Annotated in this window: 14 protein-coding genes and 1 pseudogene; 11 read left to right on the top strand and 4 right to left on the bottom strand. The window is 63.8% G+C overall.

Annotation, left to right across the window (positions count from 1 at the left end):
• The first annotated feature begins 42 nt into the window (after positions 1-42).
• The 6 genes from FTO74_RS14670 to murG all read left to right on the top strand — a co-directional run bounded on the left by FTO74_RS14670 (position 43) and on the right by murG (position 7,980).
• Positions 43-1,527, top strand: a complete 1,485-nt coding sequence (locus FTO74_RS14670) for a UDP-N-acetylmuramoyl-L-alanyl-D-glutamate--2,6-diaminopimelate ligase (protein ID WP_162539910.1) — start codon at positions 43-45, stop codon at positions 1,525-1,527.
• 33 nt (positions 1,528-1,560) lie between these two features.
• Complete coding sequence (gene murF / locus FTO74_RS14665) at positions 1,561-2,934, top strand: UDP-N-acetylmuramoyl-tripeptide--D-alanyl-D-alanine ligase (protein WP_162538817.1); 1,374 nt, start codon at positions 1,561-1,563, stop codon at positions 2,932-2,934.
• Between the two features lie 346 nt (positions 2,935-3,280).
• A complete protein-coding gene (gene mraY, locus FTO74_RS14660; protein WP_162538816.1) occupies positions 3,281-4,417 on the top strand; it encodes a phospho-N-acetylmuramoyl-pentapeptide-transferase in 1,137 nt (378 codons plus the stop codon).
• A gap of 22 nt (positions 4,418-4,439) precedes the next feature.
• The gene (gene murD, locus FTO74_RS14655) at positions 4,440-5,798 is read left to right on the top strand and encodes a UDP-N-acetylmuramoyl-L-alanine--D-glutamate ligase (RefSeq protein WP_162539909.1); all 1,359 of its coding nucleotides are present in this window, start codon (positions 4,440-4,442) and stop codon (positions 5,796-5,798) included.
• A gap of 17 nt (positions 5,799-5,815) precedes the next feature.
• Positions 5,816-6,910 (top strand): putative lipid II flippase FtsW, encoded by a 1,095-nt coding sequence (ftsW, locus tag FTO74_RS14650; protein ID WP_162538815.1) that lies wholly within the window; start codon positions 5,816-5,818, stop codon positions 6,908-6,910.
• A complete protein-coding gene (gene murG, locus FTO74_RS14645) occupies positions 6,910-7,980 on the top strand; it encodes an undecaprenyldiphospho-muramoylpentapeptide beta-N-acetylglucosaminyltransferase (protein ID WP_162538814.1) in 1,071 nt (356 codons plus the stop codon). Before ftsW ends, murG begins: the two co-directional genes overlap by 1 nt.
• Positions 7,981-8,167: 187 nt before the next feature.
• Here the strand turns inward: murG and FTO74_RS19815 are convergent, their stop codons facing one another.
• From FTO74_RS19815 to FTO74_RS14630, 3 genes are all read right to left on the bottom strand, one after another.
• Positions 8,168-9,250 carry a YXWGXW repeat-containing protein gene (locus FTO74_RS19815; RefSeq protein WP_255462291.1) on the bottom strand — a complete coding sequence of 361 codons (1,083 nt, stop codon included), beginning with the start codon at positions 9,248-9,250 and terminating at the stop codon, positions 8,168-8,170.
• Between the two features lie 356 nt (positions 9,251-9,606).
• Positions 9,607-10,662 (bottom strand): acetamidase/formamidase family protein, encoded by a 1,056-nt coding sequence (locus tag FTO74_RS14635; protein ID WP_162538813.1) that lies wholly within the window; start codon positions 10,660-10,662, stop codon positions 9,607-9,609.
• Between the two features lie 87 nt (positions 10,663-10,749).
• Complete coding sequence (locus FTO74_RS14630; RefSeq protein ID WP_162538812.1) at positions 10,750-11,418, bottom strand: Bax inhibitor-1 family protein; 669 nt, start codon at positions 11,416-11,418, stop codon at positions 10,750-10,752.
• A 122-nt stretch (positions 11,419-11,540) separates the two neighbouring features.
• On the opposite strand from FTO74_RS14630, the pseudogene murC reads away from it, so the two are divergent.
• The 5 genes and pseudogenes from murC (at position 11,541) to FTO74_RS14605 (ending at position 17,913) form a co-directional block, all read left to right on the top strand.
• Positions 11,541-12,913 (top strand): annotated as a pseudogene (gene murC / locus FTO74_RS14625) (UDP-N-acetylmuramate--L-alanine ligase).
• A gap of 200 nt (positions 12,914-13,113) precedes the next feature.
• A complete protein-coding gene (locus FTO74_RS14620; protein WP_162538811.1) occupies positions 13,114-14,304 on the top strand; it encodes an FtsQ-type POTRA domain-containing protein in 1,191 nt (396 codons plus the stop codon).
• 94 nt (positions 14,305-14,398) lie between these two features.
• Positions 14,399-15,640, top strand: a complete 1,242-nt coding sequence (gene ftsA, locus FTO74_RS14615; protein ID WP_162538810.1) for a cell division protein FtsA — start codon at positions 14,399-14,401, stop codon at positions 15,638-15,640.
• A 6-nt stretch (positions 15,641-15,646) separates the two neighbouring features.
• Positions 15,647-16,546, top strand: coding sequence for a LysR substrate-binding domain-containing protein (locus FTO74_RS14610; protein ID WP_162538809.1), 900 nt, complete (start codon positions 15,647-15,649; stop codon positions 16,544-16,546).
• Between the two features lie 113 nt (positions 16,547-16,659).
• Positions 16,660-17,913 carry a cupin domain-containing protein gene (locus tag FTO74_RS14605; RefSeq protein ID WP_162538808.1) on the top strand — a complete coding sequence of 418 codons (1,254 nt, stop codon included), beginning with the start codon at positions 16,660-16,662 and terminating at the stop codon, positions 17,911-17,913.
• Between the two features lie 113 nt (positions 17,914-18,026).
• Here the strand turns inward: FTO74_RS14605 and FTO74_RS14600 are convergent, their stop codons facing one another.
• Entirely contained in the window at positions 18,027-20,225 is a 2,199-nt protein-coding gene (locus tag FTO74_RS14600; protein ID WP_162538807.1) for a hypothetical protein, read from the bottom strand.
• Between the last annotated feature and the right edge of the window lie 247 nt (positions 20,226-20,472).

The following is a 20,472-nucleotide window of genomic DNA, read 5'->3' as shown; positions in this document are numbered from 1 at the left end:
CATTGCCAACGCTATGCAATCAGGAGCGGCTAGAATTTGAAGATGCGGCTGGATGAGGCAATGCGCGGGGTAGACGCGGTAGGGACTGGTGTTCCGTCCTATCTTGAAGTGAACGGCGTCCAATACGACTCCCGCCGCGTTGTGCCGGGAGATATTTTTGTAGCGATGAGGGGTGGGGCCACGGACGGCAACCGCTTCATTGGCACGGCCATCGAGCGCGGTGCCGTTGCTGTGCTCACCGACTCGGACGAACTGTGGAAACGTCCTGCGATGCTCTATCCAGGCACTCCCTTTTACCTGATGGAGCATGGCCGCCGCGCGCTTGCTACTGTTAGCGCTAACCTCTTCGGCCATCCTGAACAGGCGCTCAAAATCAGCGCGGTCACCGGCACCAACGGCAAGACGACGACGGCCTTTCTGCTAGAGCAGATGCTGCGCAGCGCGGGTCGCAGGTGCGTGCTGGTCGGGACCATCGAGACCCACATCGGCGATGAGGTCAGGCCCAGCGAGCACACCACTCCCGAGAGCCGCGATCTGCTGGCCTTGTTTGCCGATGGAATACGCGTGGGCGCGACCGAGGCGGTGATGGAGATGTCCAGTCACGCGCTCGAGCAGGAGCGTGTTTGGGGGCTGCCAGTGGATGTGGCCATCTTTACCAACCTGACCCAGGATCATCTTGATTATCACGGCACGATGCAGGCTTACTTCGAGGCCAAGGCCCGGCTGTTTGCAGGTGTTGGCGCTCCTCCTCCGCGTGTCGCGATCCTCAATGCAGATGATCCCGATGGCGGTGCTCGTCTCCTCCAACAGAACTTGTCTTCCGGCGTGATGAGCTATGGCATGAACGCCGGTGAGTATCGAGCTGAAAGAATCAGCCTGCACGCGGGACGCACTGAGTATCTATGGAAGACCCCGGTTGGCGCGGTCGAGATCGTCTCCGCTCTTACGGGGAGGGTGAATGTTTATAACCTGCTCGCTGCCTCTTGTGCGGCGCTTGCTCGAGGCCTCAGCCTTGAACAAATTGCAGAGGCAGCGCGTCTGCTGAAGCCGGTTCCGGGCCGCTTTGAGACGGTGGCTAACGAGCTTGGCATCACGGTGGTCGTGGACTATGCCCACACCGACGATGCGCTGCGCAACCTGATCGCTCTGGCGCGTGAGCTGGTGGGCAACGGCCGCGTCATCACGCTCTTCGGCTGCGGTGGTGATCGAGACCGCACCAAGCGTCCGAAGATGGGACGGGCAGCGGGTGAGGGTAGCGACCTCGTTGTTCTGACCAGCGACAATCCGCGCACGGAAGATCCGGCGGTCATTCTTGCTGAGGCGTTGGCAGGCGTGACAGAGACCGGCGCGAAGTACATCGTCGAGCCGGATCGCGCCAAGGCGATTGAGCTTGCGATTCACGAGGCTCGCCGGGGAGACATCGTGCTGCTCGCGGGCAAGGGGCACGAGAAGGTGCAGATATTGAATGGTGTGACCGTTCCCTTCGATGACGTGGCCGTCGCGGCTGCCGCGCTTCAAGCTCACTGATAGGCTGGACTGGATGCTGAAGAGGGATCAAAGATGAAGTTGACGCTGGGCCAGATCGCCGATTGGATTCACGCTGAGGGCGACTTCACCACTGATGTTGAGGCGCTCGGTTACTCGATCGACTCGCGCACGATCAACGCGGGCGAGCTTTACTTTGCCGTCACCGGCGAGCGCACCGACGGGCATAACTACGTTGAAGCCGCGTTGACAAACGGGGCTGTAGCGGCGGTCGTCAGCTCACACTGGCTCGCGCCGGACGAACTCGACCCCTGCAAGTTCCTCTGGGTTCCCGAGGGTGAGGACAGCGTCCTCAAGGCCATGCAGACGCTGGCCCGCGAGGTCCGTCGGCACTGGGGCAGGCGTGTCATCGGCATCACTGGATCGGCGGGTAAGACCACGACCAAGGAGGCCGTGGCGCAGGTGCTCTCCGCTCGATTCAACGTGCTCAAGTCGGCGGGGAACCTGAATAATCACTTCGGCGTTCCTCTGCAACTGCTGCGGCTGGAGCCGGAGCACGAGGTTGCCGTGATCGAGATGGGCATGAACCACGCGGGCGAGATCGCGGCGCTGGCAAAGATCGCGGAGCCGAATTGGGCGGTTGTCAGCAACGTCGCGCCGGTTCATCTGGAGCACTTTCCCGAAGGCATTGCGGGCATCGCCAAGGCCAAGTACGAGCTGGTGCAGGCGCTGCCGCCCGATGGCGTAGCAGTGCTGAACGGCGACGATCCTTACGTGGCGGCGTTCGCGCGGGGATTAGGTGAGCGAGCTGTTCTGTTTGGTTTGCAGGATGGCCTCGAGGTGCGTGCGGAGAAGGTCGTCGAGGCCGGTGCGGAGGGGATGCTGTTTGATGTGATCGCCGCAGGCGAGCGGGCCGAAGTCCGGCTGGCTCTGCTGGGACGGCACAACGTCTACAACGCGCTGGCGGCGATTGCCGTGGGGTTCAGGAGCGGCATGGGGCTGGCCGAGTGCGCCGCTGCCGTCGGCCAGATGCAGCCCTCCGAGAAGCGCGGCGCGGTCGTCGAGTGGCGCGGGGCCAGGATTGTGAACGATAGCTATAACTCGAACCCGGTGGCCCTGAACGCGATGGTGGACGCGCTGATGACGATGCCTGCGGAGCGTCACATCGTGGTGGCGGGCGAGATGCTGGAGCTTGGTCCGGACGCTGCGACCCTGCACGCCGCTTGCGGGCGTCATATGGCAACGAGCGGCGTTGATCTGATCGTTGGCGTGCGCGGCCTTGCCTCTGCGCTGGTGAACGCTGCTGCGGAGGCTGGAGTGGTGGCGGTGTTTGTGGAATCGCCCGCGGCGGCGGGGGGGTGGATGAAGGAGAACCTTCGGTCAGGCGATGCGGTACTGCTGAAGGCTTCGCGCGGCGTGCGGCTCGAGGGCGCTCTGGCAGAGTTGTAAAGACTGTCCTGCCGGACGGGCCCGCTGCGCGCGGGGCGGGCGTTCACACGCCTTTTTACGGCTTCGCGTGGTCCTCCCGTTGGTCGGGAAGAAAGATGTTCGCTGCCGACCGGCGGAAGGCCCTCAGAAGATAACTTCCCCATACCGCCCCGAGAACGGCACGAAGTGCCCTCCCGTTGGTCGGAATTGAGATACTCGCCGCGGCGTGTGCTCTTCGTGGTTCACTCATGCTGCTGGACGCCCTTTCCACGGACGCGCGCGCGGCTGCGCTGTTAAGATGGGCAGGTAGTGCGCGGCCGAAACACGATGCCTCCAGGCGCGGCCAGCCCCACAGGCGGAGACCCTTTTGCTTTATTGGCTGCTCTATCAAAAGCTGTTCCCATACTTCCGGTTGTTCCGCATCTTCCGCTACCTCACCTTTCGCACGGTAGGCGCGAGCCTGACTGCGCTGCTGATCGGCTTGCTCCTTGGCCCATTCGTCATCGAGCGGCTGCGCGAGTTCCAGATCGGCCAGTACATCCGCGAAGAGGGGCCGCAGTCGCACCAGAAGAAGGGCGGCACGCCCACCATGGGCGGCGTCCTCATCTGCATCTCCATCATTATTCCGACGCTGATGTGGTCCGATCTCTCGAACCCGCTGGTGTGGATCGTGATGCTGTCCACGCTGGCCTTCGCGGCCATCGGCTTCGCGGACGACTACACGAAGGTGCTGCACAAGCACAACCAGGGCCTCACCGGAAAGCAGAAGCTGGTCCTGCAATTCTCCGTCAGCGCGCTGGTGGCGGTAGCGTTGCTGCTGCTCGAGCAGCGCGGCCGCTACTCCACGCGGTTGATGGTGCCGTTCGCCAAGCGCTTCCGCCCCGACCTCGTCTGGCAGTGGATGGGGCACATCCCGCACATGCACTGGCTGGCGTTCCTGCCCTTCGTCGTATTTGTAATGCTTGTAGTTACATTCTCGAGCAACGCCGTCAACCTGACCGACGGTCTCGACGGTCTCGCGATCGGATGCACCATCATCGCAGCCGCCGCGCTGACGATGCTCACCTACGTCAGCGGCCACGTCGTCTTCTCCGACTACCTGGAGCTGCAGCGGATGCCGATGGTCAGCGAGTTGACGGTTTTCTGCGGAGCCATGGTCGGCGGCAGCATCGGCTTCCTCTGGTACAACGCGCACCCGGCCGAGGTCTTCATGGGCGACGTCGGCTCGCTGGCGCTGGGCGGAGCCATCGGCACAGTGGCGGTGGTCATCAAGCAGGAGCTGCTGCTCCCCTTCATCGGCGGCGTCTTCATCCTCGAGGCGATGAGCGTCATTCTTCAGGTGGGAAGTTACAAACTGAGGAACGGCAAGCGTATCTTCAAGATGGCCCCGCTGCACCATCACTTCGAGCTGCTGGGCTGGTCGGAGTCGAAGGTGATCGCGCGGTTCTGGATCCTGGCGCTGGTCTTTGCGCTGTTCGCACTCACGACGCTGAAGCTGCGGTAGGCTGGAAGGCATGGCGGCAGAGATGGAACTGAAGAAGAAACGCGTACTGGTGGTGGGACTGGGGAAATCCGGGCTGGCGGCGGCCCTGTTTCTGAAGGCACGCGGCGCTCAGGTGACGGTGAGCGATACCCGCAGCGCGTCTGCGCTGGCCAAGGATATTCCGGCGCTGCTCGAGGTCGGCATCATGGTGGAGTCGGGCGGCCACGGTCTCCTGACCTTTCGTCGGCAAGACCTGATCGTGGTCTCGCCGGGCGTGCCGCTGGATACGCCCGAGGTGAAACAGGCGCTGGCCTTTGGGCAGACGGTGATCGGCGAGCTGGAGCTGGCGAGCCGGTTTCTGGAGGGGCGCGTGGTTGCCATCACCGGCTCGAACGGCAAGACGACCACGACGACGCTGGTGGGCAAGATATTTGAAGACGCGGGCCTACCGACGCTGGTGGGCGGCAACATCGGCCTGCCGGTGATCGAGCTGATCGGCGAGAGCACGCCCGAGAGTTGGAGCGTGCTCGAGGTCTCGAGCTTCCAACTGGAGACGGTGATCGAGTTCAAGCCGAAGATCGCTGTGGTGCTGAACATTACGCCGGACCACCTGGACCGGCATGGCAGCTTTGCGAACTACGCGGCGGCGAAGACAAAGATCACTGGACAGCAGGACGCCGATGACTTTCTCGTTCTAAATGCTGAAGACAAGGCGACCCAGATGGTCGCGGCCAAAACCAAGGCGCAGATCTTCTGGTTCAGCGCCACGCGGCAGATCAAGCAGGGTACGTTTGTACATGGCGAGAGCCTGTTCTTCAAGGCGTCCGAGACGGCCACGCCGGAGCCGATTCTGCCCATCGCGGAGATTCCGCTGAAGGGTTCGCATAACGTGGAGAACGTGCTGGCAGCGGTCTGCGCGGCGCGGCTCGCGGGCGTTCCCGCTGAGAGCATTCGTGCGTCGGTCGCGGCGTTTCACGCGGTTGAGCACCGGCTGGAGCGAGTGGCGAAGATCGCAGACGTGGAGTACTACAACGACTCGAAGGCCACCAACGTGGACGCGACCATGAAGGCGGTGGCCTCGTTCGCGGGCGGCGTTCACCTGATCCTCGGCGGCAAGGACAAGGACTCCGACTACACGCAGCTTGCGCCGCTGCTGCGCGAGCGGGTGCGCGTTGTTTACACGATAGGTTCGGCCGCGCAAAAGATCGAGCGCGAGCTGGCGGGAGTCGTGAAGATAGAGTCTGCGGGAACGCTGGACGCCGCGCTGGCAAAGGCTGCGGAGGCCGCTGTGCCGGGCGACGTAGTGCTTTTGGCCCCCGCGTGTTCGAGCTTCGACCAGTTCGAGAACTACGAGCATCGCGGTCGCGTCTTCCGTGAACTCGTGCTGGCGATGAAGAAGTAGCAGAGGATTCGGTCTCGATGGCGAAACGGGTTGGCGTCGATAAATGGCTGTTTGGCGTGGTGCTGTTGCTGGTCCTCTTCGGGCTGGTGATGGTCTTCTCCGCCTCGGCCGTGATGGCCAAGGCCAACTCCGGCTCGCCATATCCGTTCGTGGCCAAGCAGGCGGTCTTCGCGCTGGCCGGGATGATCGCGCTGACGATCCTGATGCGCATCGACTACCGCCGCTACAACAACCCCAAGGTCGTCTTCCCCGCGATGGCGGTCACGCTGCTGCTGCTCGTCGGCGTCTTCGCGATGCACGACTCGCACCACACGCACCGCTGGTTCCGCTTCGGCGGCTTCTTCACGTTTCAGCCGTCGGAGCTGGCCGGGCCGGTGGTCATCCTCTTCCTCGCGTATTTTTTGCAGACGCGCATCCACAAGATGGACGATTGGAAGGAGACGGTGCTGCGGGCCGCGCTGCCGCCGCTGGTCTTCGTCGCGCTCATCCTGAAGGAGCCGGACCTGGGCACGGCGCTGGTCTGCGCATCTGTAACGCTTTTGATGCTTTATCTGGCGGGCTTGCAGATGCGCTGGATCTGGATTGCGCTGCTCTGCGCCTCGCCCGTGATGGCGTACATGCTCTTCTTCGTGCCCTGGCGTCTGGCCCGCATGAAGGTCTTCCTGAACCCCGATGCGGACCCGCGCGGAGCCGGATTCCACATCCTGCAATCGCTCATCGCCGTGGGGACGGGCGGGCTATGGGGCAAGGGGTTGATGGAGGGCGTGCAGAAGCTCTTCTACCTGCCGGAGCCGCACACGGACTTCATTTTCGCCAATATCTCTGAGGAACTGGGGCTGATCGGCGCGCTGGCGCTGGTGGGGATGTTCTGCCTGCTGGGCTATCGCGGGTTGCGGGCGGCGTACCTCTCCACCGATCCGTTCGCACGGTTCCTGGCGTTCGGGCTTACGTCGGCCATCCTGATCCAGGCGTTCTTCAACGTCAGCGTTTCGCTGGCGCTGCTGCCGACGAAGGGCATCACGCTGCCGTTTGTCTCCTTCGGCGGCACCTCGCTCTTTGTGACGCTGGCCGGAATGGGCGTGCTGCTGAACATCACCCGGGAAATCGACTGATGCGGGTTCTAATCGCCGGTGGAGGCACCGGGGGGCATGTGATTCCGGCGCTGGCCATCGCACGCGAGCTGCGCGACGCGCACGGGGCCGAGGTACGGTTCGTGGGTACGGCACGCGGGCTGGAGACGCGGCTGGTGCCCGAGGCGGGCTTCGCGCTGGAGCTGATTAAGGTCGGCCAACTCAAGAACGTCAGCCTGATGACGCGGGTGCGGACGTTTGCCGACCTGCCGCTGGGCCTGCTGCGCTGCGCGGGGCTGCTGCGGAGCTTCAAGCCGGATGTCGTCGTCGGCGTGGGTGGATACGCCTCGGGACCGGCGATGATGGCGGCGATCCTGCTGCGGGTACCGACGCTGGCATTCGAGCCGAACGCGGTTCCGGGGCTGGCGAACCGGCTGGTGGGCAGGCTGGTGGGCGCGGCGGCGGTGAACTTCGCGGCCACGACGAGCTACTTCCGGCGGGCCGAGGTGACGGGGATTCCGGTAAGGAAAGAGTTCTTTGCACTGGCTCCGAAGCAGGCCGGTGCTCTGCGGCTGCTGGTCTTCGGCGGCAGTCAGGGGGCTCAGGTTTTGAACCGGGTGATGCCGTCGGTAGCAAGTGGTCTACTGGAGCAGTTCCCGGCACTGGAGATTGTGCATCAGGCCGGTGGGCGGCACGGCGAGACAACCGCCGAGGCTTTTCGTTCCGCTGGAGTGGTCTCGGAGCGGGTGCGGGTGGTGCCTTACCTCGACGGCATGGTGGAGGAGATCGGCGGGGCTGACCTGATCGTCTGCCGGAGCGGAGCGAGCACGGTGGCGGAGCTGGCGGCTGCGGGGCGGGCGTCGGTGCTGGTGCCGTTTGCGGCGGCGGCGGACGACCACCAGAGGAAAAACGCGGATGTGTTGGTGGAAGCCGGTGCGGCGGTGATGGTACTGGAGTCGGAGCTGAACCCGGAGCGGCTGGGAGCTGTGGTAGCGGATCTATTGGAGGATTCCGCACGACGGAGCCGGATGGGCGAGGCGGCTCGGGGGCTGGCCCACGCCGATGCCGCCGGGCAGATCGCCCGGATGTGCCTGCGGCTGGCTCGGCCTTAGGAAGACTGTCCTGCCGGACGGGCCTCCTGCGCGGAGGGCGGTCACTTCGTGACTTTCATACTTGTCTGGGTGGTTTAAGAGCAACTGTCCTCCCGCTGGTCGGAAACGAAGAATGCTCGCTTCCGACCAACGGGAGGACCTCAGAGGATCACTTACTCATACCGCCCCGAGAACGGTACGAAGTACCCTAGTGGTGGCCGCCGCCGCCACCGCCGTGTGCTCCGCCGCCGCCTCCGGCAGGAGCGCCGTGGAAGCCGCCGCCCGCAGGTGCTCCACCACCGTGGAACTGGCCACTACCAGCCGGAGCCTGACCGCCACGGAACTGTCCGCCGGGGTTACCGGCAGGCGCTCCGCCACGAGGCGCGCTGTTGAAGTTGCCGCGATTCGGCGACGCGGGGAAGCCGTGGGCCTCGGCGGCAGCATGTCCGCGGTCGTTGAAGGTGCCGCCCGGACGGCTGCCGAAGTTGCCAGGGGCGCGGCCACCGTTGTGAGCGCTGAAGGCCGCTCCGCCGCCAGGACGGACGTTGTGGATGTTGTCGAAGTGTTGGTTGTAGACGTTACGCACTCCTGGGCCGACGTGGACGTACTCCCGGTTGTAGAAGAAGTGTCCGCCGCGCCATGCGCCGCCGTAGAAGCCTGCGCCGAAGAAGCCGAAGCCGTAGTTGATGCCGCCGTAGTAGCCGACAACCGGGCCCCAGTATCCGGCGTTCCAGAAGTAACCGCCGCCGCCGTAGCCCCAGTAGCCGGGGGTCCAGAGAGCGCCGGAGTAGGGAGCCTCAACCCACGCGCCGGGCACCCAGACGTAGCCGCCGGGCCCCCAGGCCCAGTAACCGGGCGTCCAGATGTAGCCGTCGCCGGGGCTGTCGGGCTGATCGTAGTCGGGAATAGGGGGCGGAGCCTGGGCAACGATCTGCTGGCCGTCCTGCGGACCTTGCGGGTCGGGGGCGTAGCCTAGCTGATTGGGGTCTTGATTCGGATCGCCAGGGCCCTGATCCTGGGGGGGATAGCCGCCCTGGTTGGGATCGCCGTAGCCGGGCTGCTGCTGGGGGTAACCCTGTTGCTGGGGCGGATAGCCCTGCTGTTGCTGAGGAGGGTATCCCTGCTGCTGCGGCGGCGAATAAGCTTGCTGCTGCTGCTGGGCCTGGGGATCGTAGCCGGGCTGCTGAGGCGGGTACTGCGGGGCCTGTGCGGCGAGAGTCATCGGCACGGCCAGGAGAGCACCAGCCATGAGGGTCTTCGTGAACGGAGTCTTGCGGGTCGCGATCTGCATAAGATCCTCTGTTGCCGCGCCTGCCTTCGCTATGCCGGTCTTACGCCGGTGCGAGGCGGTGCGGCTCTCAGTTTATTAGACACGAGGTTTAGATATTTGTTGCATGAGCCTGGGGAGGAGGGAAACGAATGGAATGTGGGGAGAAGAAAGCATCCCTCGGGGCTAAAGCCCGCCTCAGAGACAAGAGCAATGGCAACAACAGAAGCAGATTCCTCCGCTTCGCTCCTGAATGACAACAAAAACAAGCAAAAGCGTCCTAACGCCGGACGGGCGGCACTTCGTGCGGTTCTCGACGCTTCGCGTAAAAAACAGGTGCCCACCTCGACGTCGAGATAGTGGCACCTGTTTTTGTGAGGTTACTTCCGGGTGGTGAAGAGGTTCTTGGGGCACATGACGTGGACGCCGTAGCGAGGCATATCGACCAGTTGGGTGATATCGACGTCGCAGGCCGTGGAGATGAGGGCGTAGGCGTCCTCGCGGCTTAGGAGCGGGTGGTCGGGGTTCTGCTCCGAGAGGAAGGTAATCATGTTGCGGATGGCCATCTCGGTGGTGCGGACCAGGTCCTCGTTGAATCCCATAGAGATGTATTGGGTCGGGGTCTCGGCGCGGGGCCAGACCAGCCGGTGCGCGTCGGCCAGCGAGCCCTTGTGCAGGATGAACTGGAAGGTGCCGGTGAGCTGGGTCTCGAGCGCGGTGATGTCCACCTCGCCGTTGCCCTGTCCGGCGTGGCCGTCGCCGACCTCGAAGTTGGCTCCGTCGGAGTTGATGGGTAGGAAGAGCGTGGTTCCGGCGACCAGCTCCTTGTTATCCATGTTGCCCGCGTTCATCCACGGCGGGCCGGAGTTGGTCTTGGCCGAGGGCGTGGCGATGCCCATGGAGCCGAAGAAGGGGTGCAGTGGAATCTTGACGCCGGGGGCGAAGTCGGCCAGCATCTTGTCGCGGTCCAGCCGGATGAGCTTGGTGCGGGCGTAGGGGAAGTCGTCGGGCAGGAAGCCGCGGCCTACGCCGAAGGAGTTGCAGGCCCAGGGCACGTCGATGTCGATCTTCTGGATGCGGATCTCGAGGACATCGCCCGGCTTGGCGTCGGCGATGGCGACGGGGCCAGTCAGAATATGGCCGCCGGGACCCTTCTGGTCGGCGGGGAACTGGGTGTAGATGTCCTTGGCGTACTGGGGAATCTCGGCGTCAGGCACGCCCATGGCGTGCAGGCGCTCGGTGGGGCCGCAGGTGGAGAGGGTCTGGATCTTGACGGTGTCGCCGGAGTTTACGGTGAGGGCGGGGGCGTGGTGCGGGTCGTAGTTACCCCAGACGACCGTGGTGGGGGTGGCGAGCAGCGTCTTCTGGGCGTGCAGGGGGGCAGCAAAAAAGGCTGTGAGTGCCAGAAGGCCAGAGATGGGCGGACAAAGGCGCATGGGGTTCCTTGGGTTTCGTTTTCTTGACTGTAACCCAAGGGGTGTTGCGGGTGGGAGGAAAACGATCCCACCCGCAAGAACCAGTGTTTAGTTGCGGCGGCGGTTTCCGCCCATCAGTTGCAGGACGGCCAGGAATATATTGATGGCGTCCAGATAGATGGAGAGGGCGAGAACGACGGCGGAGGAGTTATCGACACCCGCACGGCTGGCGGCGCGGATGCGGGCGAAGTCGCCCACCGTGAGCAGCGAGAAGATCCCCAGCGTCAGCCAGGAGTAGGTGCTGGGCTGCATGAAGTGGAAGAACATGCTGAGGATGCCCGCGACCACCAGGCAGAGCAGCGCGGCGAGTCCGATGCCCGCGACGCGGCGGTAGTCGATGTTGAACAGGTAGGCGACGCAGCCCATGACGGCCATGCCCAGTCCGGTGGTGGCGGCCGCATTGAAGACCACGGCGGGACCGGCGGTGTGGACGTAGTGCTGGATGATCGGCGCGATCTCCCAGCCCATGAAGTACGTGAGGGCGAGGAAGAGCGAAAGCGCCATGGTAGCGTTGCGGCGGCGTGCGAAGTTGATGGCGAAGACCAGGCCGAAGACAGCGATCATGCCGACGAACATTCCCCATTCGGGCGCGGTGGCGACACCGCCGGCCGTGATGAGGAAGCCGAGGGAGGTGATGCCGAGAACCTTGGCCAGAAGGCCGGCGGTCTCTTCACGGGTGGCGTCGATAATGGTCGGGTAGCTGTTGTACGTGTTCATGGTGTCTCCGGGCGGCTCGCGCCTGCCTACCTATAAGACGCAGCCCCTGCAATCATGTTACGCCTGCGCCGGTCGGCTGATAAAGTGAGGGCATGTTTGCTTCTGGATTCAAGCCTGGCCATATGTTTTTCGCCTCTTCACAGCGGGTTCACTTTATTGGGATCGGCGGCATCGGGATGAGCGGGATCGCGGAGATCCTGCTGACGCTGGGGTACAGCGTCTCCGGCTCCGACCTGCGGCGGTCGGCCGCGACTGACCGGCTGGCGGGGCTCGGGCGATTATCTTCGAGGGCCACGCGGCGGGGAACGCGGCGGCGAGCGATGTGGTGGTGACCAGCTCGGCCGTCTCGGCCACGAACCCGGAGGTGGTGGAGGCGCGGCGGCGGAAGATTCCGGTGATCCAGCGGGCGGAGATGCTGGCCGAGCTGATGCGGCTGAAGTACGGCATCGCCGTGGCCGGGATGCACGGCAAGACGACGACCACGTCGATGATCGCGGCGGTGCTGCAAAGCATTGATCCCACGGTAGTTGTGGGCGGACGCGTGGACGCGATGGGGTCGAATGCACGGCTCGGCCAGAGCCAGTATCTCGTTGCCGAAGCCGACGAGAGCGACCGCTCATTTTTGAAGCTGTCGCCGGTGCTGGCCGTGGTGACGAACCTCGACCGGGAGCACATGGACTGCTACAAGAGCCTGGAGGATGTGGACGACGCGTTCGTTCAGTTTATGGACTCGCTGCCGTTCTACGGGGCGACCACGGCCTGCATCGACAACGAGCGGCTGCGCGGGGTGATCGGGCGGGTGCGCCGCCGGGTCTACACCTACGGCGAGCACGAGGACGCGGACTTCCGGCTGGAGATGCTGCCCGCGCGGGCGGACTGCAACGCCAGCTTCGGGGTGAACTATCGCGGGGTGCTGATGGGGCCGTTCTCGCTGCATGTGCCCGGTCGGCACAACGTGCTGAACGCCACGGCGGCGATTGCGGTGGGGGTGCAGCTCGGGGTCTCCCCGGCGGAGATTGCGACGGGGCTAGCCAGCTTCCGTGGGGTGGACCGGCGGTTTCAGGTGAAGGGGACGGTCGGCGGGGTGACGGTGGTGGACGACTACGGCCACCATCCGACGGAGATCAAAGCGACGCTGGCGGCGGCTCGGGAGGCCGGGTACAAGCGGGTGCATGTGCTCTTTCAGCCGCACCGCTATACGCGGACGCGGGATCTGATGGAGGAGTTCGCGGGGGCGTTTGGTGATGCCGATACGGTGGAGATGCTGGATATCTACGCGGCCAGCGAGGAGCCGATCGAGGGCGTGACGGCGGAGGCGCTGGCGAAGCGGGTGACGGGCGGGGCGAAGGTGGCTTATTCGCCGTCGATGGCCGAGGCGGTGATGAAGCTGGTGGCCGAGGCGAAGGAGAACGATGTGATCCTGACGCTGGGGGCGGGGAGCGTATCGCAGGCGAGCGGGATGCTGCTGACGGAGCTGTCCGGCACCGGTAAGTAATTGATTCCCGACCAACGGGAGGGCCACGCGAAGCTTTAAAAAGGCATGTGAACGCCTCCGGCGGGACAAGCTTTTGCTTTTTTACAAGAGAGTTGCTCGGCGGATACTCCCCCCGGGATGGTGGGCCGGGGGAGGGTCTGAGCGGGTTATAGTCAGGGTGGCGATTCTCGCGGCCTTGCTCGGGCGCGCGGACAAGCGAAGTGTTCTTTAAGGATGGTGCAGCGGTGCTGGAGACGCGCGAGACAAATCACGTCCCTGGTGCGAGATCGGGGCTTGCGACGCCTCGGCGCGCGCCCGGCTCGCCGCGACTGCGCCGCGACCTGAGTGAAGATTTCCGCGATCTGACCGATGACGGCTCTGCCGACGCGGAGGATGAGGCTCCGGCGTTCGACCGTCGCCGTCGCCGCAAGGGCGTGCAACTGACCCTGCGCGGCGGGATGCCGCAGACGCGGCTGGGACGGATCCTGGCCGGGGTCGCGGCGGTCTCGATGCTGGGGATCTCGGTGGCGATCCTGTGGGGTGCGCGGCAGTCGCTGCTGCACGACCGGCGATTTGCCATTCCTTCGTCGTCCGCCATCCAGATTGCAGGCAATAGCCACATGACGCGGGCGCAACTGCTCAGCGTCTTCGGTGAAGATGTCGACCGCAACGTGCTGACGATCTCGCTCGAGGACCGCAAGGCCGAGCTGGAGCGGCTGCCGTGGGTGGAGCACGCGACGGTGATGCGGCTGCTGCCGAACCGTATCCACGTCTCCGTCGTGGAACGGACGCCGGTGGCTTTTTACCGCCAGGGCGGCCACATCGGGCTGGTCGACGCCAACGGCGTGCTGCTGAATATGTCCGAGGACACGGGCGACGGAGATACCTCGGCCCAGCCCGCGCAGCACTACTCCTTTCCCGTGGTGACGGGGATCGGTGAGGACGACCCGCTCTCGACCCGGGCAGCGCGGATGAAGATCTATATGCGGTTCATCGCGGAGCTGAACCAATCGGCCGATAAGATCTCCGACCGTCTGAGCGAGGTGGACCTCTCAAGCCCGGAGGACGTGAAGGCTCTGATCCCGTCGGGCAAGAACGACGTGCTGGTTCACTTCGGCGACGGGGAGTTCCTGGAGCGGTATCGCAGGTTCGAAGAGAACCTGCCTAAGTGGCAGGCGGACTATCCCAAGCTGGCCTCGGCGGATATGCGCTATCCGCGGCAGGTGGTGCTGGAGATGCAGGCAGGCTCGTCGGTGCCGATGGCGACGAACGCGAACCCGGAGGCCATCGCGGACAAGCCCAAGGCGGATGCGGCCAAGGCTCCGGTGAAGACAGTGGTGGCGAAGAAGCCCGTGGTCCGGCGAAGAAGGCTCTCATGGCGAAGGCCGTGCCTCCGCCGCACGGGCATCTGAAGACGGCGTTTGCTGTGCCGAAGAAGAAGGCAGGTACGACGAAGCCGGTCGCGAAGGCAGCTCCGAAGACTCATTCCCCGCAGGCAGGACCGCGATGAAGCCGAATGTAGACAATCTGATTACCGTGCTCGACGCTGGCAGCGCCAAGAGCTTTGTGCTGGTGGCCGAGGTACAGGATGGCGTACTGCGGTATCGCGGCCACGGCGTCGAGGCGTCGAAGGGGATGCGCAAGGGCTTGATCGCCGACCTGGGGCCTGCTGCCGAGGCGATCAACAAGGCCGCTCTGACGGCGGAGCGCGCGGCCAAGGCGACGATTGAGACGGCGGTGGTCGGCATCGGTGGAACCCACGTGCGCGGGATCAACTCGCGCGGCGGCATCAGCATGGGCAACCGTATGCGCGAGATTACGCGCGACGAGGTGAGGGCCGCGGTGGATCGGGCGCGCTCGGTGGCGCTGCCGCCGGACCGTGAGGTGCTGCACCTGTTGCCGCAGGAGTTCATTCTCGACGACCAGGCGGGGATCCACGATCCGGTGGGCATGGTGGGGAACCGGCTGGAGGTGAACCTGCACCTCTCGACCTGCTCGGGCGGCGCGGCGCAGAGCGTGATTACGTGCGCGAACCGCGCAGGGCTTGAGGTCTACGACACGGTGTACGAGGGGATCGCGGCGGCTGAGGCGGTGCTCTCGGCTGACGAACGCGAGCTGGGCGTGTGTGTGGCCGATATCGGAGCGAGCACGACCGAGCTGGCGGTCTTCTTCGAAGGCTCCATCGCACATACGGCGGTGCTACCCATCGGCGGCGATCACTTTACGAACGACCTTGCGGTCGGGCTGCACGTCTCGGTCGAAGAGGCCGAGCAGCTGAAGCAGATGTATGGAAACTGCGTGGTCACCTCAGTGCCGCAACTGGCGGAGATCGAGGTCGGCGGCAGCCTGACGACGGGCGGCATCTCGGGCGGCGCGCAGCAGTCGCGGCTGGTGCGGCAGCGGTTTCTGGCGGAGATTCTGGAGCCGCGTGCGCGGGAGCTGTTTACGATGCTGCGCGATAATCTGCGCGCGGGCGGCGTGCTGGAGGCGCTGGGCGCGGGCTGTGTATTGACCGGCGGCGGTGCGCACCTGGTGGGCCTGCTCGACAACGCGGAGAGCCTGCTGCGGGTGCCTGCACGGGTGGGCGCGCCGGTGCCGCTGAGCCGTATGCCGCAGGAGCTGGTGCGGCCGGAGTACGCGGCGGCCATCGGGATGCTGCTCTATACGCATCGCACACAGATTCGGCGGGCCAGCGAAGAGATGGGCCTGAAGGCCAAGCTGAAGGCGATCTTCGCGGGCAGCTTCTAACGCAATATGGAGCTTCGTCATCTCAGGTCGTTCGTTGCGGTGGCGGACGAGCTGAACTTTACGCGTGCGTCGGAGCGGCTGCACGTCTCGCAGCCCGCATTAACGGCGCATATTCAGGAGCTTGAGAGCGAGCTTGGGGTGCAGCTTTTAGAACGTAACCGTCGTGGTGTCAAATTGACTCCGGCGGGAATGGTCTTTCGGCGCGATGCCGGGTCGATCCTGCAAAAGCTGATCGAAGCGGAGAAGACGGCGCAGCAGGTAGCGCGGGGCGAGGCCGGGCATCTGCGGATCGCGTTCGTGGCCTCGGCTGCGATCCACCTGGTGCCCTCGATCGTGATGGAGTTTCGCAGGCTGTATCCGGCGGTGACGCTGGAGCTGCTGAACCTGCGCACGGTGGAGCAGATTGCGCGGCTCGAAGAGGGCAGGCTGGACGCGGGTTTTCTGCGTCTGCCGGTGACGTCCAAGCGGCTGGAGATTATGCCGATCCACAAAGAGCCGTTCGTGTTGGTGATGCCGCTCGGCCATCGTCTGGCGGCGAAGCCGGGGTTTCGTCCGGAGGATGCCGAGGGCGAGGAGTTTCTGGCCTACGGCAGGCAGTGGGCTCCGGCGTTCTTCGATACGTGGACGGCGATCTTTGAGAGCTGCGGAGTAACGCCGCGCATCGTGCAGGAGACCGGCGAGATGGGCACTCTGCTGGCCCTGGTGGCGGCTGGCGCGGGCATCGCCGTGGTGCCGCGCGGGCTGGTGAAGAAGAGCGGAGAGACGCTGGTCATGCGGGATCTGCCGCCGCGTTCGCCCAGCTCGGTGATCGGCTTTGCCTGCCGCGCGGGAGAGCGGACGCCGCTGCTGACGAAGCTGGGCGCGCTGTCGCGGACGATGGGACGGAGAGCTTCGAAGGAAGATTGAGTTATCAGGAAAACTGATAACTGGCGGTCTGAAAAACGATTGGACGCGATGATTGTGTAGGAGTGTGATTGGTCTTGTAAGCCTCGCAGGTGTGGGGCGGAAAGGTCGATACCATGAAGGCGAATGAGACAGAGGCGGTAAGCAGAAGGTCATTTTTAGGCGCGGCTGCGGCTGCGTTGAGCGCGGGTGCGATGTTTGCTCCGCAGGCGTTTGCACAGAGCGCGAGCGAGATACGCAAGGGCGAGGCCAACCACTCGGCCGATAACCCGGGGCCGATCAACCGGCGTCTGGCGGAGGAGAATCCGAACTCGTCTCTGTCGCCGTTTACTGATCGCGGCGACGTCTCGCCGTTCTGGTACTCGTTCGATCTCTCGCACCGGCGCGTGCAGGACGGCGGCTGGACCCGGCAGGTGACGCAGAAGGAGCTGCCCTCGTCGCAGGATATCGCGGGCGTGAACATGCGGCTGACCGCGGGCAGCTATCGCGAGCTGCACTGGCACACGGCCAATGAGTGGGCCTTCATGCTCTACGGCAACGCGCGCGTGACGGTGCTGAACCCCGATGGAACGATCTTCATTGGCGACGTGAGCAAGGGCGATCTGTGGTACTTTCCTGCGGGCTATCCGCACTCGATCCAGGGGCTGGGGCCGGATGGATGCGAGTTCCTGCTGGTCTTCGACCAGGGCACTTTTTCCGAGTACCAGACCTTCCTCATCTCCGACTGGCTGGTCCATACGCCGGGCGAGGTGCTGGCGAAGAACCTGCGACTTTCGGAGGCCGCGCTGGCGAAGTTGCCGGACGATGAGCTGTACATCTTTCCGGGCACGCTGCCCGGCTCGGTGGAAGATGACCGGCGCGCGGTGGGCGGCAAGGCGGTGGAGTCGAAGATCGACTACACCTTCCGGATGGAGGCGATGAAGCCGACGGCCGAGGATGCGGGCGGCAATGTGAAGGTGGTGGACTCGGCGGTCTTTCCGGAGTCGAAGGGGATTGCGGCGGCGCTGGTGACGGTGAAGCCGGGCGGGATGCGCGAGCTGCACTGGCACCCGAACGCCTCGGAGTGGCAGTACTACATCCAAGGCTCGGGGCGCATGACGGTGTTTGCGTCTTCGGGCAAGGCGCGGACGACGGACTTCAACGCGAACGATGTGGGGTTCATTCCGGCGGTCGCAGGGCACTATATCGAGAACACGGGGAGCGAGGACCTGGTGTTTCTGGAGACGTTCAAGAGTGCGTACTATGCGGACTTTTCGCTGAATCAGTGGATTCGGCGGCTGCCTCCGCTGATCGCGAAGGAGCATCTGCATCTGGATCAGGCGGAGTTGAAGAGTGTGCCGGAGCAGAGCCTGAAGATCATTGCTAAGTAAGGCTGTGCGGGTGCCGCATCTCTCAGAGTAGAGAGATGCGGCACTTGATTTTCACGCGAAGCGTCGAGAACGGTACGAAGTACCGCCCGCCCGACGTGAGGGCGCTTTTGTTTTTAATGCTGGATACGAATGAGGTACTGAGTCGTAGGAACATCGCCAATGGGGAACTCCCAGCCAGCTTCGAGGAAGCGTGCAGGAATCTCTTTGAGAGGGCGTGAAGCTCCATCAAGCGGTGTGACTGTCATACCAACGACGCCGTCGAGCTGACGCAGCAGGATGTAGCCCTTGATGGGCTCGATGAGCGTGGGCGGGTCTCCCCATACGGCGTAGTTGGTGCGGCGCTCATCCCACGTGGAGCCGGTGTTTTCCACCTTGCCGCCAGTGGTCAGGAGCATGGTGCCGGAGCTGGCGAGCGGCTTGCCGTCCATGGAGGTAAGGGTGATGGCGGCGAAGTCGTTCTTGACATCGGCCGAGAGGTGCGAGGTTTGGAGGCCGTACTTCTTGACGAAGCCGACGAGCGCGCTGGAGCGGGGGCTGTCGATGGTGACGAGGCCCTCTTTGTCATGCGACGACGACGGGACAGAGGTGTACCAGGCGAGCTGGCCGGTGTCGGTGCGGATGGGGCTGGAGGTGTCGGTGGTGTAGTGAGCCGTGGGCTCGCAGTCCAGGCACTTGATGCGCATGGCGTGCTGGAGCGGAAGCTGCAAGGGGAAGCCGGGCGTGTAGTACGGGTCTTCGCCCTGCGGCAGTCTCATACTCTCGTTGATCTGTTCGGTGGAGTAGGTGCGGGCGATGGTCTCGCGGGCGGTATCGACGTCGTGGCGCAGAAAGAGCATGGCGGCGGCGGGCATCTGGGCCATTTTGACGGGGTCTTGGGCGATGTCGAAGTGGTCGCCGACCTGGGCTTGTTGCTGTCCGCTGAGCTGCGGCTCGTAGGAGTAGAGGATGACGGCGTCCCAATCCTGGAAGGCGCCGTAGGCGGCGAGCAGCGGGATCATCTCGGCCCCGTACTCGTTGGGGTAAGGCTCGTTGACCTCGCTGACGGTGAAGGGCTTGCCGACTAAGGTCGAACGGGTGAGCTTGACCAGAACCGAGTTGAGCGGATCGTTGACCATGGGAGTGTTACGCATCCCGAAGATCGCGGGGTGCTGCCAGTAGACGTGCGCGTCGATGATGTCTTCATGCTGGGTAGAGCGGAGCAGCGGCATACCTGGAATAAAGTAAGTGTGGTCGTTAGTGCCGATGACGAGCGACTTTACTCCTAAGTCCTTTTTGAGATAGTTCTGTAACTCCTCTAGTACGCGAGTCTCTAACTGAGTATAAAAAGTAGCTTCGGCATAGAAGCGCGACTTAGGAGCAGTTACAAAGTCGGGCTTGCGTAAGAGAGGGATCTCTTCGCCGGGTTGTAAGTTGGATTCTTTTCTTATGTCGGTAAGTTGTTGCGGCGTGTAGGTCGAAGCTAAGTATTTGTTGTAGTCCTTGGTCAGTAAGTCCTTATGGTAGGGAGTGAAGTCAAGCTGGGCGCGTGGTGCTCCGGGTTTCAGCTCGCCGCGAAACCAGTTGCGCTGCCAGAACTCCAGTACCGAGTTCTCGTTCATCAACTCGACGATAGCCACGGCAGGCTCGTTGCGATACTCGGTCTTCGTATAGGGATTGAGGTGTGTGAGTAACTTGCGGGCGTAGTCTTTTTCTAACTCGATAATTCGCGGGTCGATGTAAGTCAGTGCCTTGGCGTTCCCAATAAGATCGTAGCCCGTAACTCCGTCGCCTTTTTTATAGACGCGACCTACATTGAGGTTGAAGTCGATGTAGATGCCGTTGAGCTTGAGCTGATAGAGCCAGTAGTCCATGCGGTCCAACTGCTCGGGGTTGAAGAACTGGGTGTCGTCTTTGGTGCTGTCGATCAGTCCGGCGGGGCTGTAGGTAGCTGGAACGTCGGCGCGGGTCGTCTGTTTGTCAGGGAGGTCGAGAAACTGCAACCGCACGACGTTGACCCCGGCGCGGGCCAGTTCACGGGCGAAGATCTCGGCGTCCTTCTTGGGCGGAAGCAGCACGCCGCCCTTGGTCCAGCCGGTGGTATTCACGCCCCACATGCGGAAGCGTTTGCCGTCGAGCATCAGGTGGCCGTCCGCGGCCTGCACGAAGCCGTGCTTGCCCGCTGGCGCGTCGAGCAGGAAGGTGACGTCGGCGGGGCCGTCGACGCGGGCCTGATGGTCGATGGTGTAGACCGGCAGAGGGTTCGACTGCGCGAGGGCCGTGGTGCAAAGAGCAAACAGGATCGTACGGGTAAGGCCAGCCAACTTGCGGTGCATGGAGTTTCCTCGAAGTGCGGAGAGATTACTGCGCGAGAGTTCGAGAGGACGGTAGGTGGAGGGGGCGGGGTTGTCAAGATTGTGTTTGCGGGAGGGTCTGGTTCCAGACCTCGGAACAGGCTTCGAGCGCCTCTGCCTTGGCTACGGCGGCGGCACGGGTGAAATTTGAACCAAGATAGATACTCCGGTGGAAAAGGTGTGCGGTGGTTTTGCCGCGTCAATGACAGAATTGAGATGGATGCGAATG

The sequence above is a fragment of the Granulicella sp. WH15 genome (assembly GCF_009914315.1).
Classification (GTDB): Bacteria; Acidobacteriota; Terriglobia; order Terriglobales; family Acidobacteriaceae; genus Edaphobacter.
The sequence above is the reverse complement of the archived record's forward strand: the minus strand, read 5'-3'. Positions and strand labels throughout refer to the sequence as shown.

Excerpts from the sequence above, each read along its gene's own strand:
- FTO74_RS14670 (WP_162539910.1), top strand. The coding sequence starts at position 43 with ATGCGGCTGGATGAGGCAATGCGCGGGGTAGACGCGGTAGGGACTGGT.
- murF (WP_162538817.1), top strand. The coding sequence starts at position 1,561 with ATGAAGTTGACGCTGGGCCAGATCGCCGATTGGATTCACGCTGAGGGC.
- murD (WP_162539909.1), top strand. The coding sequence starts at position 4,440 with ATGGAACTGAAGAAGAAACGCGTACTGGTGGTGGGACTGGGGAAATCC.
- ftsW (WP_162538815.1), top strand. The coding sequence starts at position 5,816 with ATGGCGAAACGGGTTGGCGTCGATAAATGGCTGTTTGGCGTGGTGCTG.
- murG (WP_162538814.1), top strand. The coding sequence starts at position 6,910 with ATGCGGGTTCTAATCGCCGGTGGAGGCACCGGGGGGCATGTGATTCCG.
- FTO74_RS19815 (WP_255462291.1), bottom strand. The coding sequence starts at position 9,250 with ATGCAGATCGCGACCCGCAAGACTCCGTTCACGAAGACCCTCATGGCT.
- FTO74_RS14635 (WP_162538813.1), bottom strand. The coding sequence starts at position 10,662 with ATGCGCCTTTGTCCGCCCATCTCTGGCCTTCTGGCACTCACAGCCTTT.
- FTO74_RS14630 (WP_162538812.1), bottom strand. The coding sequence starts at position 11,418 with ATGAACACGTACAACAGCTACCCGACCATTATCGACGCCACCCGTGAA.
- ftsA (WP_162538810.1), top strand. The coding sequence starts at position 14,399 with ATGAAGCCGAATGTAGACAATCTGATTACCGTGCTCGACGCTGGCAGC.
- FTO74_RS14610 (WP_162538809.1), top strand. The coding sequence starts at position 15,647 with ATGGAGCTTCGTCATCTCAGGTCGTTCGTTGCGGTGGCGGACGAGCTG.
- FTO74_RS14605 (WP_162538808.1), top strand. The coding sequence starts at position 16,660 with ATGAAGGCGAATGAGACAGAGGCGGTAAGCAGAAGGTCATTTTTAGGC.
- FTO74_RS14600 (WP_162538807.1), bottom strand. The coding sequence starts at position 20,225 with ATGCACCGCAAGTTGGCTGGCCTTACCCGTACGATCCTGTTTGCTCTT.